The following is a 14,943-nucleotide window of genomic DNA, read 5'->3' as shown; positions in this document are numbered from 1 at the left end:
CATTCATATTGAAATGAATCCCCGAGTAACTCACGGAAAATAATCGGTAGTGTCCAAGTTCGATTAACTGGGCATTGAACTCTCCTGCGCATTCGAGGAGAGCATCAAAGTCCGGGCGTCGTGGTCACAGGCTCGCCAGCCGTGCTGCGGGGTTTTGGAGAATTGCGTCGGCTTGCACCGTGCGACGAAAGCGGATGCTTCAAGAACTGTTTCAGCGCTTCAATCCGGACTTGGGGTATCCCCTCCGAGAGCACCTTGCTCGATCAAGTCGCGGATCGCCACTGCAAGATCGATGGGAGCGGGGCGATAGGGTTGAAGGCCGTCGGCGATTCGATTTTCCAAGCCGTCGAGAAAGGCTTCGGGTTGGTCCACCGGCAAGCCGTCGAAGTCCGCCACGTGATACTCCCACCAGCGCGAACATAGCAGCCTATCACGAAGCCCCTCTGGGAACCGATAACGGATCAATCGGGCCGGCGTGCCTCCGACAATCGCGTAAGCGGGAACGTCCTTGGTTACAACCGAACCTGCAGCCACGACCGCGCCAGTAGCGATACGAACACCCTGTTGGATCAGTACGTTCTGCCCAATCCAGACATCGTTCTCGATGACGACTGGCCCCTTGTTGGGGTTGAACTGCCCCAGCATCGGCGCCTTGCCAAATGTCGCCTTGGTCGCCTTCATGAACGTTCGTCGGAACGTGAAGACATGGGTGGATATGAACTCAGTCGGATGGGCGACGCCCAGCACTTCGCAGGACCACGAAATGCTGCAGTATCGGCCCACAGTCGTCGATTGGCTTAAGACGGACTGTGAATAAGAGAAGGCCCCTGTGCTGAGAAATCCTCGACGAGGCATCGTTGCATTGGGCTCGACCACAATAGGTACCGAAAGCACGATCGTTTCGCCCTCTCGGAAAACGCCGTCGATTTTGTTGAAGTGCTTCAGGTAGAGCGGCATCTTAACAAAAAAGTCACGGACAGCACGGTTGTATTGGAACCGAAAAGGATAAACAATTTCCGTCATCTCAATGTCCGCTCGACAATGCCGTCGTACACTAACCACATTACAGCTTATCTAAGTACTAGCCCCCGCTTGGGCTAATCGTCAAAAGAATCATTTTTCGGCAGTGTCCTAGGTTGCTTCGACGCGTCGAGGCTTGGTCAATCCTCGAACGGCACGGCGCACCAGAGACCGCTGTTTCGACGCACCTCACCTCGCGCTGCCAATCGCGCGAAAGCCGCTTCAATTTGTCCAAGCGGCAAGCGGCAAGGGTACCATTTTTTGCATGATCGCCTGCACATAGTGAGAGATTATAGGCCTCCAAGAATAGAAGACACTGCTCAGTGTAGAATGCAGGAATTTACGCAGGGAATGGCGCGGTCGATTTCAGCTGCTGAAACAGACACTAGGTTTGTCCGGGCGCAAGGCCGCACCACGCTCTTATTCGAGTGCATCGAGGGCCTCATTCTGGCTACCGGACTGCACACCCCTCACCGCCAGAGGTGCACGAGCTAAACGCTTTCGCCCGTGAGACAATCGTGTAGTCAACCAACTCATGCGGTGCCCCAGGTCGCCACCCAAACATTAGTCACCATTGCGAGCGTGCACGTCAACGCCTTGTGCATGCGCCCGAATCTGTAGTGCGCGAGTTGCAGCGGGGCGGCTACGTTCATGTTCTCCAACTTCTTCGAGAATCACCGGTCATGGTGAGTTCCGGCACTCTATAATACTGGTGAATACATAGACCTCGTACAGGTTTGCGGCGATTCCCGACCGCTCTATGTCCGCCACCAGATAGTCTAGCTGATTGACAATATTCAGGGCACTTCTTACCGTGCCTATTGGATTGATCAGCCTGCAGGAGGTCGCGATGAGCAACGCCGAAGACGTTTCCACCAACAACATCCAGAGCGACTCCGGCATCGAGATTTTCGCAGACATTGTAACGTCGATGAGCCGATTTCTCACGCGATTTACGAGCATTGAGCCGTTCAAGGAAGCACAACTCGGTCTTGCCGAATGGCTTGGTTTGATGGTCCTGACGTCCCGACCTGGCCTGAGTAACAAGCAATTTGCCAAGCTGCTCGGCACGACCGTTCAGCGTGCGGCCCAGATAAGCGATGCGCTGAAGCGAGCTAACCTGATATCCGTCGATCAGGCAGAAAACGATGCGCGGACCTATTCGATGAAGGTCACCGCCTCCGGCGCGCAGCGCCTGAGTGAACTGAATGGCAAGCTGACCCCTTTGATCACCTCCGGCCTGGGCAGTCGCGTGACGTCTCTCCCGGCGACCCGAAGGAATCTGACCAGATTGCTGCGCGTGGTTACGCCGACGAAGAATTCGCCAGGCAGCGGCAAGGCCGAGGATGCAAAAGGTACCAGGAAGAAGGCTGCTTCCTAAATTTCTATCGGATCAAGAAAGAACTAGAGAATGTCCGGTGTGCTTCTGTCCTGCTGCAACACTGGTCATCGAGGTGGGCCGTTCTTCCTGGCCTATTTGGATGACCGAACCAGCGAAGTGTCCTGGATCAAGCTCGACGACATCGAAGTCGATCTCAATTTCGCCAGCGGAGCGACCGGCCTGATCAATGGGAAGGAGAGCTGCTTTGTTGCAATCCAGGGCTTGCACGACCCGGCCGCTGTCCTGGAGTTCGATCACGACTTTCGGTTCAAGAGACTGATTTCGCTGCCAGGCGTTCGAGATATCCATTCCATCAGGGAGTACGACGGATATCTTTACGCGACGTCGACCGGCACCAATGAATTGTTCGAGGTTGATCTCCGCAACCCGCTGAAGATCTCCTGCAAGTTCAAGTGCCCGACGACGGCGAGTATTCCCAATGTGCACCTGAACGACTACTTCCGGCACGGCGGCAAGGAGTACGTGCTCGGACATTCCAACCCGTTTGCAGCGCAAGGGGGGAAAAAGAATAGTTTCATCTACTCGCTGACGGACGAAGAAGTCGTGATCGAGAAGATGGAGCACGCCCATACGTTGTTGGACATAGATGGTCGCCTTGGGGTGCTGGATTCGGCGCGCGGACGAGTTGTCATAGCCGATGATGGCGCGACCAATCCCTGGTTGCAGCTGGACACCGGCGGCATCCTGCGTGGCGCCTGCCAAACCGACGATAAGATCCATGTCGCCATGAGCAGCCGCCGCATGTTCTCCCGGAAACAAGGATTGCTCCAGGTCAACGTATCGGATGATCAGGTCGTCTTTGGCAACGAAGCCTTCATGTCGTGGCTCTATTGCTTCGATAAGACCGACCGGAAATCCTTCACTCGGGTCTCCTTGTCGGAGATTGCCTTCGAGATCTACGATCTGGTCAAACTGGAGCGGCCTCCGGCGCCCCATCGTTTGGTCCCCAACGCCGCAGCGGTCCGCGCGCAGGCTTGGAGACAGCAGTTTTTCTGGCTTAGCCGTCGCAGTGCCCAACTGGGGGAGGATGACGATAGACAGCCTCCCGATCGGCGTCGTGGCTCAGCATCTCCGGCTCCTCCCAAGAAGGCACTCTTTTCGACCGCCAAGACCGAGGAGATAGCGTTTTGGGAACTTCCCGCGGTAAATAACGTCGCTTCCGACCCGGCCATCATTCCTTCGAACGCAAAGACATCGCCAAAAGTAAAAGCACCACCGGCCGAACATCCAATGTCGCCGGCGATTGTTCGGCCGACCGGCTGGCAGGAGACCGAAGGGAATTTTCATATCGTCGCAAAGAGCGGCTCCAGGAAGACCGTTATTGCATTCGCCGGATTGGCGCAGTTGATCGGCGGAATGACGACTTACAATTTCATGAGTAGCCTGAAAGACGTCGACGCCAACGTAATCTTCGTGCGGGATCCGAAGCGTAGCTGGTTCAATGGACCTATTGAAGGAATAGGCAGAAATTCAGCCGAAATCGGTGAAAAGCTCGCTAGCCTCGCGTCCGAGCTCGACACCAGCCAGCTATATCTGTTGGGCACTTCCTCGGGGGGCTTTGCGGCCTTGGCTTACGCCAAGGCCCTCAAGGCAAAACGCGTCCTGGCCTTTGGCCCGCAGACCAATATCGCGATCGACTATCTGAACTCCGTCGGAGAAGTGCGCTGGATCAAACCGATTTCACGCATCAAGGCCCCCTCCCTGATCGATACATTTCCTCTTCTTTCCGGCACCGAGGGAATGGAATGTCATCTGGTCGTCGGTAGCCGCGACAAGTTGGACGTGGTTTACGCCGAGCGGCTCAAGACCATTCAGGGCGTGCATCTGCATTACGTCGATACCGGGCATAACTCGGCCCAGTTCCTGCGCAAAGCGGGATTGCTATCCACCCTGTTAGAGCAATTCACCATGGATGTGCCTTTGACGATAGGCTAGCCATGCGCGTTCGTTGGCTTCTCCCCGAATGCTACCAAGGCAATCATTTTGATGGAATGGCTTCAACTTAACTCCGAAATGACGCCGCGCCCCGCTCCTGGGGGCGAACGTGTCCAACGCGGGGCAAAGATTTGCCATTTCAGTTACGACGATGCCGTGCTCGACAGCGCCTCCGGCGGCGTCATTTGCGAGAACCGGTACATGCCGCCGTCGCGCGGTGCTCGGTACAATCTCAGCAGCCAGGAGATCCAGTCGATCGTCGCGGACGCTACGCATTCCGAGTCCGCCGAATTGAGTGTCGCCGTCGGCTATCGAGCGGGATGGAGGAATTACTATCACTGGACGACCCAGTGTCTCCTCAACACCTATTCCCTTCTTCAAGGGGGCGCGTTGAATGACTCCGTCCTTGCGGTGCCGTCGCTCCGCGGAGTTCATGCCCGGAGTCTGGAGCTCCTCGGCATAGGACGCGAAAAACTGTTCCAGGTAGGCAGCACGCGCGCGATCCGGGCCAAGCGGTTCATCGTGACGAATGTAATGTTTGCCTCGACGCCACGTCGCTTTCCGCATGAGCTCAAGAGCATGGCGCGCGCATTGAAATCGGCCGCCGCGATCAAAACTACCGATGCGCGTCCAGCGATATACATATCGCGCTTGGACAGCCTTCGAAGGAAGATGAGCAACGAGGAAGATCTGATCAAAGCTTTGGAGAAGCTTGGCGTGCAGCACGTGTCGATGACAGGGCAGACCTTGGAACAACAGATGGGCCTTATCTCGAACGCTAGGCTGATCGTTGCACCGCACGGAGCTGGCTTGACCAATATCCTCTATGCCACTCCAGGTACTCACCTCTACGAATTGTTCCCGGCTTCCTACACGCCGAATTGCTTTCAGAGGCTCGCCCAGGCGACCGGTATCACTTACACCTCCAGTGTTTTCCAGCCCACCTCAGGTGGCCGCCACGACAGCGTTTGGTCTGCGGATGTATATGAGATTTGCAGAAATGCAGATGCTCAACTCCAGCATACCGCGCGATCGAAGGAAGCGTGATCGCGTGCCGCCAGCTTGCAGAGACGCCCGGCGATTGCCATCTGGAGTTTGTGAGTTGGGAAGAACCGCTCGATGATTCAGCGCTGCTTGTAATAGGCGACGCCCCCAAGCCTCGGTGGCGGTACTGATTTCATGGATGATCAGCAAGACCGTAAGCGTCTTTTTCGGGCCACGGCATCGAGGTCTTGCAGAGTGAGGTAAGCCTATGCCACGGTGCCTTCTCACGAAGGAGGGTGAATGTCGATTGTGGACATCGCTACGCTGATGATTGGAAGAGGCGGCAGTTCCTTGGCCGACAAAAATATCCTCCCGGTGCTAGGGGTTCCGCTTCTGCTGTGGTCAGCCGCTGCAGCCCGCCGCAGCCGGCATATACGGCGCTTTTACGTCAGCAGTGACGACGACAAGATCCTCGAGATGGCCGGCCGCGCCGGTTACAAGCCGATCAGGCGACCAGACGAACTTGCCTCGGCGACCGCGCAAAGCTGTGACGCGGTGCGACACGCTTACAAGATCATGACCGAGGATGGTGGCCCGCCGGACATCGTCGTAGTGCAGCATGCGAATGTCGGCACCATCACGGAGATAATGATCGACGAGTGCATCGACATCCTCCTTTCGGAGTCCGGCACCTCTTCCGTCGTCCCCTCACATGACAAGGCAGAGTACCATCCGATGCGCGCAAAGTTCTTGAATAAGGACGGCCTGTTGGATCAGGCGATTCCCGGAATGGCCTCAGCCAATCGCCAGGATCTTCCCAAATGCCTGTTTTTCGATCACTCATTCTGGGTGCTTCGCAGTACTGCGATCTTCGACCCCAACGGCCAGCCGCCGTGGAATTGCATGGGAAATGCCATTCGTCCCTATGAGACAGAAGGATGCCTTGATGTCCACTCTCTTGAGGATCTGGAGCTGACAGCTAGGTGGCTCATCGAGAATGAAGTCCCCCCCCCTACATACTGAATGTCTTGATCCGCGCCATCGCATCTCTTTCAAGACCACCAGTTGGCGGTATTTCTTACTGTCAGCGAACGGCATACTCAGGCTGATTTCCTGAAATACTTGTGGTGCTCGGAAGAGTTCACCTTCTTCTCCTCCTCCCCCACGATCAGCTCGGCCTCGCGCACCGCACTAACATAGTCCTTGAAGGCGGAGGTGGTGAGGTCCACTGCTACGGCGTCGAAATGCGCCCATTCGGTGTTGCCGAATTTCACGTGCTTCTCAACCATCCGCGCGCCCGCCGCCACCGCCATGCAGGACGCCTTGGCGCCGAAATCGTGGCTCGAATATGCCGGCACGACGCGACTATTCCGACGCGAAAGCAGGTCGTAGTGCCTGACCACACCGATGTTGCAGTCGCTGAGCGGCGTCGGGTAGGCCGAGTTCGCCTGCATCAGGATCAATCGGCTGCAGTTGGTGAAGTTCTCCAACACCCAGCGTTCGTAGGCCTGGTCCGTCATGCCGGTGGAAAGAACGATCCCTTCCCGATAATTGCGCGCCACGAAATCAAGGTAATCCGTGTGCTCCGAAATGGTAGAAGGCAACTTCACCACCTTCCGCTCGAAGCGCAGCATATGCTCGAAGGACTTGCGGTCAAGGATCGAAGCGAACCAGTCGATTCCCAACTCCAGACAGAGAGCGTTAACAAATTCGAAGTCGTCGTCCGACAGCTCCAATTGCATGCGGTAGTCGCGAAAGGTCGTCCCGAAGGGGGACTTGTAGGCAGAAGCGAGCTGGTCGGCTGTGTAGAAGCTGTCGACATCACGCTTCTGCAACTTCACGTAGTCCGCGCCGGCAACATAGGCGGCGCGGATCATGCGCTCGAGTCGTGCACGATCGCCGAAATGGTTGGTAGTCAACTCGGCAACCACGGAAACAGCGTGCGGCTGCCCCTGAGCGCGGCGGTAACCCGTGCCCAAGATCTTGTGGTTCAGCTCCTCTGTGGTCAGCGCGCTGAAGCTGCGGTTGCCGACATGACGAACATCGAGATCCGACTTCTGCAGGAAATAGAGCGTGTTGAGCAGATAATATTCCTGCCTCGGGATATACGTCTCACGCTCGTCGCTCATATGCGGCGCATAGTCCGGTTCGATCGCTCGGCTGACGCCCTTGCCCGGCTCGAAATCGAAGCCCACCAGATAGACCGTCTGCGGCCGGCCCCGCTGTTGTGCCACCAGGCGGGCAATTTTCAGCGCGGAGAGGAAGAGCATGTCCTCCAGTGCGAAATCCTCTGCCATGAGACGGTGCATCACGAGGTCGGAGGATTCTTGTGACATCGGCACGTACGGCACGTGCACCACGTCGCGGTTCGGTGCCGAAAAAGAACAAGACGTGACATAGAGACGCGAACGGTGGCCCGAGGCCACCAAGCCCCGCTTCACCCAGTCCGCGTGAAACAACGTTATGTCCGCCGGGGCGATGCGCTCCGCATCGTTCACGGCGATCACGAGGGAGTCGACAAAGACCTCCTTGCGAACCTCGTCCGCCGAAGGGCCCTTACCCAGGATGACGATCGTGTCGTTGACGTATGTCGACGCGATATTTCCGATCAGGCTCAAGAAACGATCCATCGAATTTCTCCTCATTCACCTGGACGTCACAGCCGTGCTCGAGGGCGAGCATCAACCCAGGCAGCAGATCCCAAGCGTAGGCGCCCTTGGGATTGCGGAAGCGGCCAAAGGCGCCACGGATCACGTTGTAGAGGTTGTAGACGGCGCATCCCATGATACGGGATTCCTGCACTTCGCGCATCGCCTGCGCGATCTCCTCGGTGAAGGAGGAGGAAAAGCCGTTGATGCGCGAATGAAGCGGGCGAAGCCTGTCGCCGGTGACAAGGCGCTCGCCGAGTTCGGGCATCAGCAGCATGCTGCCGAGATGCCGGCCCTCATGCCAGAGACCGAAAGAGAGGCCCCATTCCTTGAGGCCGGAGCAAAAATTCTCCGTTCCATCGATGGGATCGAGCAAGGCCACATAAGCCCCGCCGACACGCGCGTCCGCGCGGTAGCTCTCCTCGCCCAGAAAATCGAGGCCGGGAATCTGCACGTGGAGATAGTCTTTGACCATCTGCTCGATGAAAATGTCTGACTTCGTGACCGGGGAACCATCGGGCTTCAACTCGATATCGTAACGAGTCTCCTGGATGCGCCCCATGTTGTCTTCGACCAGCCCAGCAATGTCATCCAGGATCGACCGTACATGTGGCAGCATGCATATGTTCCGGGGTGAAATGGCTTGGCCCAGCTCCAGCCAGCCAGCACCCTAAGACATGGAAGAAGTCTTGCCCAGTGGAAAGCGGGTCGCATCAGGACTTGGCATTCCGGGCCTCCAGTCATGGTCTTGAGGCTAACGTCGTTGCCGCTCTGCTACCTGGCAGCTCAGACGGTACCGAAGTGGATCTTCAACATATTCTCCACCATGCGCTTCTCGAACCTCGGCTCGTGCGCCGGCCCATAGTGCAGCGTGTTCATTGACCTCCAGAAATACTGTCTGCCCGTTTCATAGAAGTCGAACCCAAAGAGCGACACCGGACGATCCAAAACAAGAGCCATGAAAAGAATGGCGCCAAATCCTGTGGTTGGAACTCGATAGGACAGGTCGATGACCATGTTCCATATCTGCGATGGCAGCCGGGTAAACCGCGACACTCCAGCCGCTGCAACATCTTCGTTGGAAAAAGGAGTATAGTGCTTCTTGATTGACCGCGTAGCCTGAACGATGAGTGCATTCTGATAGCTCTCGTGTCTGGCAATCCGCGCCTTGAACGTCGGATTTGTTGGCGAGGGCCAGCCGAAGACCACGTCCGTCCGAGAACCTACATCTTCGGCAAAAGCGCCTATGAGTGGGCAGTTGATCCGCACGACCAAGTCATGGGCGTCGATCTTCGCCCCCTGCCCGGCACCCTGCAGGCTCGGCCCGGACCCGATGATTGCAATACGCCGGGCCACACTGGCCAATGCGACTAATTCAGCAAAGCCTTTGTCTTGCTTTAATTGGGGCACGAAATATTGTTGTCGCAGGGCAGCAATTTCTTCCCGTAGCTGGCTTATCGCCTCGGGAGCCCGATTGGGGAACCAGATGCTGGCCCACAGCGCCCGATAAGACAGGCCCGTCAAAGTAGGCGGCAGCATGGAGACGATGGAGTCAACTGCCTCGACATGAGCCTCGTCCTGAAGCAGGAAGACATCTCTAAGAAATGACTGTACCGCAAAAACGTCGTCTGGGAACTGGCTGACATGTTCATGCGCGAGTTTGATGCAGTGATCGAGCGACTCAGTCTTCCTAGCTTTCTCCAACTGGAGCTGCCGCACCATCTGACGTAGCGCTTGAGGCATCGAGTCGCTCTCGGAATGCGCCAGCGCAGACAGGACACCTTCGGGATCCTTCTTCGCGAGCCACCGGATCGTCTTGAACTCCGCGTGCCCCAGCTCTCCCTGACAGAGCAAATTTACCTGCTGGATGGTATCTGAGGATGCGTTCCCTGGGTCTGTACCAGGGCCTTCTTGCAACTCGCTGGACATTCCTGATTGCTCGCTGTCAATGCGCTGCCATTTCCACCATGATCCATTCGAATGCCAATAGGATCAATATCCGCGTGACGATTTTTCAGGCCACGCATCAGGTGAAAGCTGCTGGCTAGCTGACCTGCCCTGATTCTTCGGACCACGCTTAGCTTAAGAAGGCCGGCGTCTCCTGGCTGTTGTCTTGCCCCCTTCAAGGACGGTGCTGCGACAGGCCTGGGCGCGAAGCACCGGTTGAGCGCAGCGGCCCAGCCCGCTGCCGAAACGATGCCTGCTCCTTCAGGTTTGTGGTAGGCGCCGTCCACGTCAAATACCCAATGGTGGAATGAGGACGAATCTCGTTGTAGTGATGGCGCCAGGTTTCAATCAGGATCTTGGCCTCGACACGAGACCGAAACCATTCCAGACTCACCAGGTCATCGCCGACACGCCTAAGACGCCGACGGCCTTTACAAAATTGTCTTCGAACAAGGGGCGAGCCGGTGATCCCGCCCCGCAGCCACCGCAAGTACCAACATCGCTATGACGGCATTGCCTTTAAGCAACGCTGGGGCATCGAAGTCTTCCTCGCTAGGCCCAAGAACGCCGACGTACCGCCCCCCCCCCCCGCCACGACGAGTTCGCGGTGAATTTCTTTGGCTTCGTAGAGCTCGCAAACATCATGCACTGGCTTAAGTGGGATTTGTCACCACAGCCTAATCGGCTTGAGATTTCTGCAGAAGAGCAATCATATAGCCGTTGTGCCAATTGGACTTCTTACCGCGAACTGGGGAAAGCGTGCCGTCCACTGTCGTTCGCACGCTGATCCAGAAATTAACCTTAAGCCCTGCATGAGCAATGCCAGCTTCGGTCCCCTCACGCACGGCATCCAAATTCCAATCGTCAACGATAAATACGAAACAAGGGTCGAGGGCTGGAAGCGGCACGGACAGGGCATCCTTGTGGTCGCGTGCCTTATGCGGTCCGTCGAACAAGTAAATGTTGAAAGGCCCAATTTGCGAGTAGTCCACGGAACGGAAATCCGCCTCAATAACCTCAATGCTGGTGGTATTGCTGCGAAAACGCTCAAGGTTATTGAAGAACGCAGTCCTTGGTCCACCAAACTGCGACCAATTGTCGATAGCGACCGAACTCAGGTTGTTACCGGCAACGGCCGAACAGAGGGTGGAGCCTGCCCAAACGCCGATCTCCAAGTATCGCGGAGATTCGGTCAAGCGAATCAGTTCGTTGATGAGAAGGCGATACCGCCGGCCCGACATGCCGTCTATCGTGAGAAACTCGGCCGGGTGCGGGAATTCAGCTGCAAGGGCATGATTAAACGCCTGCATTAGACGCGCAGCGATCGCATCGCTTGGAGTCAAATCGGAAACACTGATGGCTGGTTGCTGGTCGGAAGCCTGTGACGGCACCTCCCCTGGGAAAATGCCTTCTGTTCCCATGTTGCTCATGCTGCGTCACGTATTCCTTGTTGTCAGGCGACCAACTATAGAGTCTGTTCCCAATTTGGGGAAGAGCTGGCGCAACATAAAGCTGCCCCGGTTTTGTGCACACTTGAGCATTTGCGTTTCAAGAGGTCACAATGGCCAAGAAGGAGGATCGGGTCCCCGACTTGTACCAAGGCCTTCTTGCAATCATTGAAGTGATTCAGGAAACCCGTCGTTTCGTAATCGATCCTCGCCGCGCCGATACCGATGCCATTGCCGCGCCCAACTCTGGATTCGTGGAACACGACCCATTCAGCACTTCACCCTTCATCACGCACGGCTTGAGCTGCTCGACCTGAAACCCCACCCTTTTGCTTGAGCGTTACCAATTTGCAGCGTATCTTTTTTTTGACAGTATCAGCCTATCGATTTGCAAGGTGACCATTCTGCTTTCGACTGCTTCGCGGTTGGGCGCATTCTAGGACTAGGCGGCCACTCTCTGGAAATTCAGGCCCCCGTCGTGGTCGAATGCGCAAAGACGGAGTCGAGGACGCCGCCGCGGTGATGGGTGAAATGAACTGGCGCAAACGGCGCAACCTGTATCGTCGTCGGAAATGAATCCGAAGGAATTTGTCGATGCCGGCGCGGGACGCGTGTGGCCATTTTGGCTTCGCGTATTGGCAAGATCGCCCCGATTGAATTTTTGTTCCGATGGTCACGACGATCGATTGGACCGGACATTGCCAAGGGTATTTCAGGGGGGGGGATGTGATGCTTCTTCAATATGCACGGCGCGACCGATCAATGCGCGTCAGCAGGCCGCCGCAGGCGGGCGAGAAAAAGGGAACGCCCATCGCGGAGATCGATTTGCGGGGGGCCCCCAAGGTGCACTTTCTGGAAGGCATTACCGCCTCAGCCGACGAGACCAGGGAAATCGAAGAGGCAGTTCGGGAACTCGCGAGCACGGACCCGGAAAAGCGTGCAGCGACCTTTGGGTATCAAGAGGCCACGGGCGGCGCGATCAAATATTATCTGGAGAAGGCGACCGACCTAGACCGGCAACTCATCGACGGCACTTTGCGAGGAGCGTCCAGGACGCTCCGCAAAGCGTCCAGGAAGATCCTCGGGGCACAGCCACCCAAGCCGAAGGTGGACGCTGCGGAAGCGAAACAGGCGGCTGCCCACGGCGTCAGTCCCGAGGTTGTCGCAGAAGCGCTTTACAGGGCGTTTGCGGAAAACAGCAATGGCAAGATCAAGGGAGTGCCGGGCTCCGCCAAAACCACTGAAATAAGGGGTTTCTGGGACCTTCGCGAAGTCACCCGGAAGGCCCTGTCCCAAGTCTATACAGGCACGGCGGAAGCATGACGAAGGCATCATCTTCGCGGGTGCTTCGGGCACCTGCTCGTTGCCAGCGACGGCTATCGTTTCGAAGATGATCAAGGTTAATTGTCGACGCGTAATGAATTGAAGACTTTGTAGACGATCATCGAACACGAAATAGACAATCATTGAACACAAAAGCTACCTATCATTACCTTTAGTAATTGATGCTGACGCTATCCGTGTGCGTTGAGAAGCCGTAACATCAGCCTTGTCGCCACGGCATCCTCTCTGGGAATCGGCGTCTCGAAAGGCGTTTGTTTCGTGACGGGCCCTTAGCCAAGGACCGATCATCGAGATCCGGATCCATCTCCTAGATCGGAACCAATTTTCATGCCCAGGCCTACAATTGCCTTCTCAATTTTCACACTGTTTCTGCTCGTCACTATCACGGGCACAGTACACGCTCGCGACTCGCTCCCTCGCTCTGCCGCGCTCGAACAACGTCGCGGCGAAGCGCTGCAACTCGCGCTCGACCGCCCGTTTCCCAGCCCCGCGTGCCCAACCGAACCCAGTACAAGGCATCCCTGCATCTGGGGAAAATTGCAGTCCGCGATAGCCGCGCTCTCCCTTGCCCGCAGCGATGCCGAGATCGAGTTCGCCAATGGAGAGGTTCGGGAAGCGCTCGCTCGGATCAATGCGCTGCCGCCGACCCCAGCCGTCCAAACCCGCGGTCAAATTAAAAGTGTGCGGCCAGGGGACCAACTCGTATTCTTCACTGCCGGACTCCTTGAACGCCTTTACCTCCAGTTCGGCACCAGGTCGGCGACGCCTGGGCGACTCGATCCGGCCAATATGCGCGGGATCGAGGATTTGATGTGGAAACATGCGCGCCATGAGTGCCGTTTGAGCGAAGCCGATCCGGCAAAAACCTGGTACTATCCGGCGAGCGAAAACATCAGCCTTTTTCGCAGCACGGCCTGCTGGGGCGTAGCGGAGATCCTGTCCACCAATCCGATCTGCTCGCCGTGCACTTACGACGACGGCTCCGCCCTTCCGCAGCAACTTCAAGCTTGGACGAAGTTCTTGTCCGAGTACGTCCGGCAGCGGGCTCGATATGGGAGGCTCGTCGAGTTCTTCTCGCCTACCTACTACAAATATACGCTTCAGAACTTCTACAATCTTGCAGATTTCTCTTCCGATCCAGAGTTGCGACGTCTGTCAAAGTCATTTCTCGATGTCTGGTGGGCCGAATGGGCTCAAGAACAGGTCGGTGGCTGGCATGGTGGAAGCAAGTCAAGGGCGTACAGCAAAAGGATCGAGGACCAGTTGTCGATCGGAACGCAGCTCGGCTGGCTCTACTTTGGCTTCGGAGACGGCAAAGTGCCCGGTCTGATGGTTTCCATGGTCGCGAGTCCCTACCAGCCGCCCACGATAGTTGGCGAGATTGCGAGCGGGGCCAAAAGCCCCGGTTATGTCGTCCGGGCCCGGGCCGGGGGGGTTGTAACGCCATCCTCGGGCAGGCGAGAGATCGACGGAGCCGCCGGCGGCATCGTTCGCTACTCCTATGTCACCTCTTCCTTCGTCCTGGCACTATCGGAGGTGCCAAGGATTGCGTGGGAGCGATGGATCCCGTTCGCCCGCCAGAACCAATGGGGTGGCCTTACGATGGTGGGCCCGGGACAGCCACAATATGTTTTTGCGCGCCCTTTATCCGTCGGCAAGAGCCGAGCTTCCTACAATGATCTCTGGGGCGTCCAGAGCTTCGGCACCCAGATCGTCCAGAAGATCCCGGCCCCCTTGAGTCGCCACGCGGGACGCATGGCCGTCTGGTTGAGTGATGACCTCAAGACAGAACGGGACGGTGACTGGACCGTCGCCAGCTGGGGCGACAGCTACGTCGCCTTCCGCCCGGCATTTGGCGGTATCGACAGCAAAAGTGCCCCGGACAAGCAGGTCCTGAACGACGATACCTCTCCGGTAATCATCCAGGCTGCCCTGAAGTCGGAGTTTGCCGATCTCGCCGCATTCAAGTCCGCCGTCCGTTCGGCGACGATGGAAGTAGGGAACGAATTCATCCGTTTCCGAGGCTTGGGACAGGCGGGTACACTCACTTTCTATTACAAATCTGATCGTGCTCCCGAGATCGACGGCAAACCACTGGAACTCTCCCCGCCGTTTTCCCTCGACAGCCCATTCCTGAAGGCGCGGTGGGGTGAAGGGGTTGTGACGATCAGATATGGACAACAAGAGTTGGTTCGGGATTTTCGCTGAACGATTC

At 56.9% G+C, this 14,943-nt stretch carries 13 protein-coding genes and 2 pseudogenes; 8 read left to right on the top strand and 7 right to left on the bottom strand.

Annotation, left to right across the window (positions count from 1 at the left end; genetic code table 11):
- Positions 1-219: 219 nt before the first annotated feature.
- Positions 220-1,023, bottom strand: a complete 804-nt coding sequence (locus ACO07I_RS25130) for a CatB-related O-acetyltransferase (protein WP_422012294.1) — start codon at positions 1,021-1,023, stop codon at positions 220-222.
- A gap of 847 nt (positions 1,024-1,870) precedes the next feature.
- On the opposite strand from ACO07I_RS25130, the gene ACO07I_RS25125 reads away from it, so the two are divergent.
- The 4 genes from ACO07I_RS25125 to ACO07I_RS25110 all read left to right on the top strand — a co-directional run bounded on the left by ACO07I_RS25125 (position 1,871) and on the right by ACO07I_RS25110 (position 6,364).
- Positions 1,871-2,401, top strand: a complete 531-nt coding sequence (locus tag ACO07I_RS25125) for a hypothetical protein (RefSeq protein ID WP_422012292.1) — start codon at positions 1,871-1,873, stop codon at positions 2,399-2,401.
- 30 nt (positions 2,402-2,431) lie between these two features.
- Positions 2,432-4,357: a hypothetical protein gene (locus tag ACO07I_RS25120; RefSeq protein ID WP_422012290.1), complete on the top strand. Its 1,926-nt coding sequence runs from the start codon at positions 2,432-2,434 to the stop codon at positions 4,355-4,357.
- A 51-nt stretch (positions 4,358-4,408) separates the two neighbouring features.
- Positions 4,409-5,404: a glycosyltransferase family 61 protein gene (locus tag ACO07I_RS25115; protein WP_422012288.1), complete on the top strand. Its 996-nt coding sequence runs from the start codon at positions 4,409-4,411 to the stop codon at positions 5,402-5,404.
- Positions 5,405-5,641: 237 nt separating this feature from the next.
- Complete coding sequence (locus ACO07I_RS25110) at positions 5,642-6,364, top strand: cytidylyltransferase domain-containing protein (RefSeq protein ID WP_422012286.1); 723 nt, start codon at positions 5,642-5,644, stop codon at positions 6,362-6,364.
- Positions 6,365-6,441: 77 nt separating this feature from the next.
- On the opposite strand, the gene ACO07I_RS25105 is transcribed toward ACO07I_RS25110, so the two are convergent.
- From ACO07I_RS25105 to ACO07I_RS25090, 4 genes and pseudogenes are all read right to left on the bottom strand, one after another.
- Positions 6,442-7,971, bottom strand: a complete 1,530-nt coding sequence (locus ACO07I_RS25105) for an N-acetylneuraminate synthase family protein (RefSeq protein WP_422012284.1) — start codon at positions 7,969-7,971, stop codon at positions 6,442-6,444.
- Positions 7,898-8,608: an inositol monophosphatase family protein gene (locus tag ACO07I_RS25100; RefSeq protein WP_422012282.1), complete on the bottom strand. Its 711-nt coding sequence runs from the start codon at positions 8,606-8,608 to the stop codon at positions 7,898-7,900. The genes ACO07I_RS25105 and ACO07I_RS25100 overlap by 74 nt, the downstream gene beginning before the upstream one ends.
- 167 nt (positions 8,609-8,775) lie before the next feature.
- Positions 8,776-9,918 carry a glycosyltransferase family 29 protein gene (locus ACO07I_RS25095; protein WP_422012280.1) on the bottom strand — a complete coding sequence of 381 codons (1,143 nt, stop codon included), beginning with the start codon at positions 9,916-9,918 and terminating at the stop codon, positions 8,776-8,778.
- A 193-nt stretch (positions 9,919-10,111) separates the two neighbouring features.
- Positions 10,112-10,339, bottom strand: a pseudogene (locus ACO07I_RS25090) (integrase core domain-containing protein); the annotation flags it as partial.
- Positions 10,340-10,353: 14 nt separating this feature from the next.
- Here ACO07I_RS25090 and ACO07I_RS25085 point away from each other — a divergent pair.
- A pseudogene (locus tag ACO07I_RS25085) lies at positions 10,354-10,594 on the top strand (IS5/IS1182 family transposase); the annotation flags it as partial.
- Positions 10,595-10,613: 19 nt separating this feature from the next.
- On the opposite strand, the gene ACO07I_RS25080 reads toward ACO07I_RS25085, so the two are convergent.
- The gene (locus tag ACO07I_RS25080; RefSeq protein ID WP_422012278.1) at positions 10,614-11,366 is read right to left on the bottom strand and encodes a class I SAM-dependent methyltransferase; all 753 of its coding nucleotides are present in this window, start codon (positions 11,364-11,366) and stop codon (positions 10,614-10,616) included.
- Between the two features lie 131 nt (positions 11,367-11,497).
- Between ACO07I_RS25080 and ACO07I_RS25075 the strand changes: the two genes are divergently transcribed.
- On the top strand, positions 11,498-11,701 hold the full coding sequence (locus ACO07I_RS25075; RefSeq protein WP_422012276.1) for a hypothetical protein: 204 nt from the start codon (positions 11,498-11,500) through the stop codon (positions 11,699-11,701).
- A gap of 352 nt (positions 11,702-12,053) precedes the next feature.
- Positions 12,054-12,707 carry a hypothetical protein gene (locus ACO07I_RS25070; RefSeq protein WP_422012274.1) on the top strand — a complete coding sequence of 218 codons (654 nt, stop codon included), beginning with the start codon at positions 12,054-12,056 and terminating at the stop codon, positions 12,705-12,707.
- Positions 12,708-13,079: 372 nt separating this feature from the next.
- Here the strand turns inward: ACO07I_RS25070 and ACO07I_RS25065 are convergent, their stop codons facing one another.
- Positions 13,080-13,559, bottom strand: coding sequence for a hypothetical protein (locus ACO07I_RS25065; RefSeq protein WP_422012272.1), 480 nt, complete (start codon positions 13,557-13,559; stop codon positions 13,080-13,082).
- 9 nt (positions 13,560-13,568) lie between these two features.
- Between ACO07I_RS25065 and ACO07I_RS25060 the strand changes: the two genes are divergently transcribed.
- The gene (locus tag ACO07I_RS25060) at positions 13,569-14,936 is read left to right on the top strand and encodes a hypothetical protein (protein WP_422012270.1); all 1,368 of its coding nucleotides are present in this window, start codon (positions 13,569-13,571) and stop codon (positions 14,934-14,936) included.
- Positions 14,937-14,943 lie beyond the last annotated feature (7 nt).

This window comes from Reyranella sp. (genome assembly GCF_965227665.1).
Lineage (GTDB): Bacteria > Pseudomonadota > Alphaproteobacteria > Reyranellales > Reyranellaceae > Reyranella.
Note: the sequence above shows the minus strand (reverse complement) of the source record. Positions and strands in the feature narration are given on the sequence as shown.

Bases quoted from the DNA above. Each gene is read 5' to 3' on its own strand.
- ACO07I_RS25075 (WP_422012276.1), top strand. From the start codon at position 11,498: ATGGCCAAGAAGGAGGATCGGGTCCCCGACTTGTACCAAGGCCTTCTT.
- ACO07I_RS25100 (WP_422012282.1), bottom strand. From the start codon at position 8,608: ATGCTGCCACATGTACGGTCGATCCTGGATGACATTGCTGGGCTGGTC.
- ACO07I_RS25095 (WP_422012280.1), bottom strand. From the start codon at position 9,918: ATGTCCAGCGAGTTGCAAGAAGGCCCTGGTACAGACCCAGGGAACGCA.
- ACO07I_RS25130 (WP_422012294.1), bottom strand. From the start codon at position 1,023: ATGACGGAAATTGTTTATCCTTTTCGGTTCCAATACAACCGTGCTGTC.
- ACO07I_RS25065 (WP_422012272.1), bottom strand. From the start codon at position 13,559: ATGGCGCGCATGTTTCCACATCAAATCCTCGATCCCGCGCATATTGGC.
- ACO07I_RS25105 (WP_422012284.1), bottom strand. From the start codon at position 7,971: ATGGATCGTTTCTTGAGCCTGATCGGAAATATCGCGTCGACATACGTC.
- ACO07I_RS25120 (WP_422012290.1), top strand. From the start codon at position 2,432: ATGTCCGGTGTGCTTCTGTCCTGCTGCAACACTGGTCATCGAGGTGGG.
- ACO07I_RS25125 (WP_422012292.1), top strand. From the start codon at position 1,871: ATGAGCAACGCCGAAGACGTTTCCACCAACAACATCCAGAGCGACTCC.
- ACO07I_RS25110 (WP_422012286.1), top strand. From the start codon at position 5,642: ATGTCGATTGTGGACATCGCTACGCTGATGATTGGAAGAGGCGGCAGT.
- ACO07I_RS25070 (WP_422012274.1), top strand. From the start codon at position 12,054: ATGGTCACGACGATCGATTGGACCGGACATTGCCAAGGGTATTTCAGG.
- ACO07I_RS25080 (WP_422012278.1), bottom strand. From the start codon at position 11,366: ATGAGCAACATGGGAACAGAAGGCATTTTCCCAGGGGAGGTGCCGTCA.
- ACO07I_RS25115 (WP_422012288.1), top strand. From the start codon at position 4,409: ATGGAATGGCTTCAACTTAACTCCGAAATGACGCCGCGCCCCGCTCCT.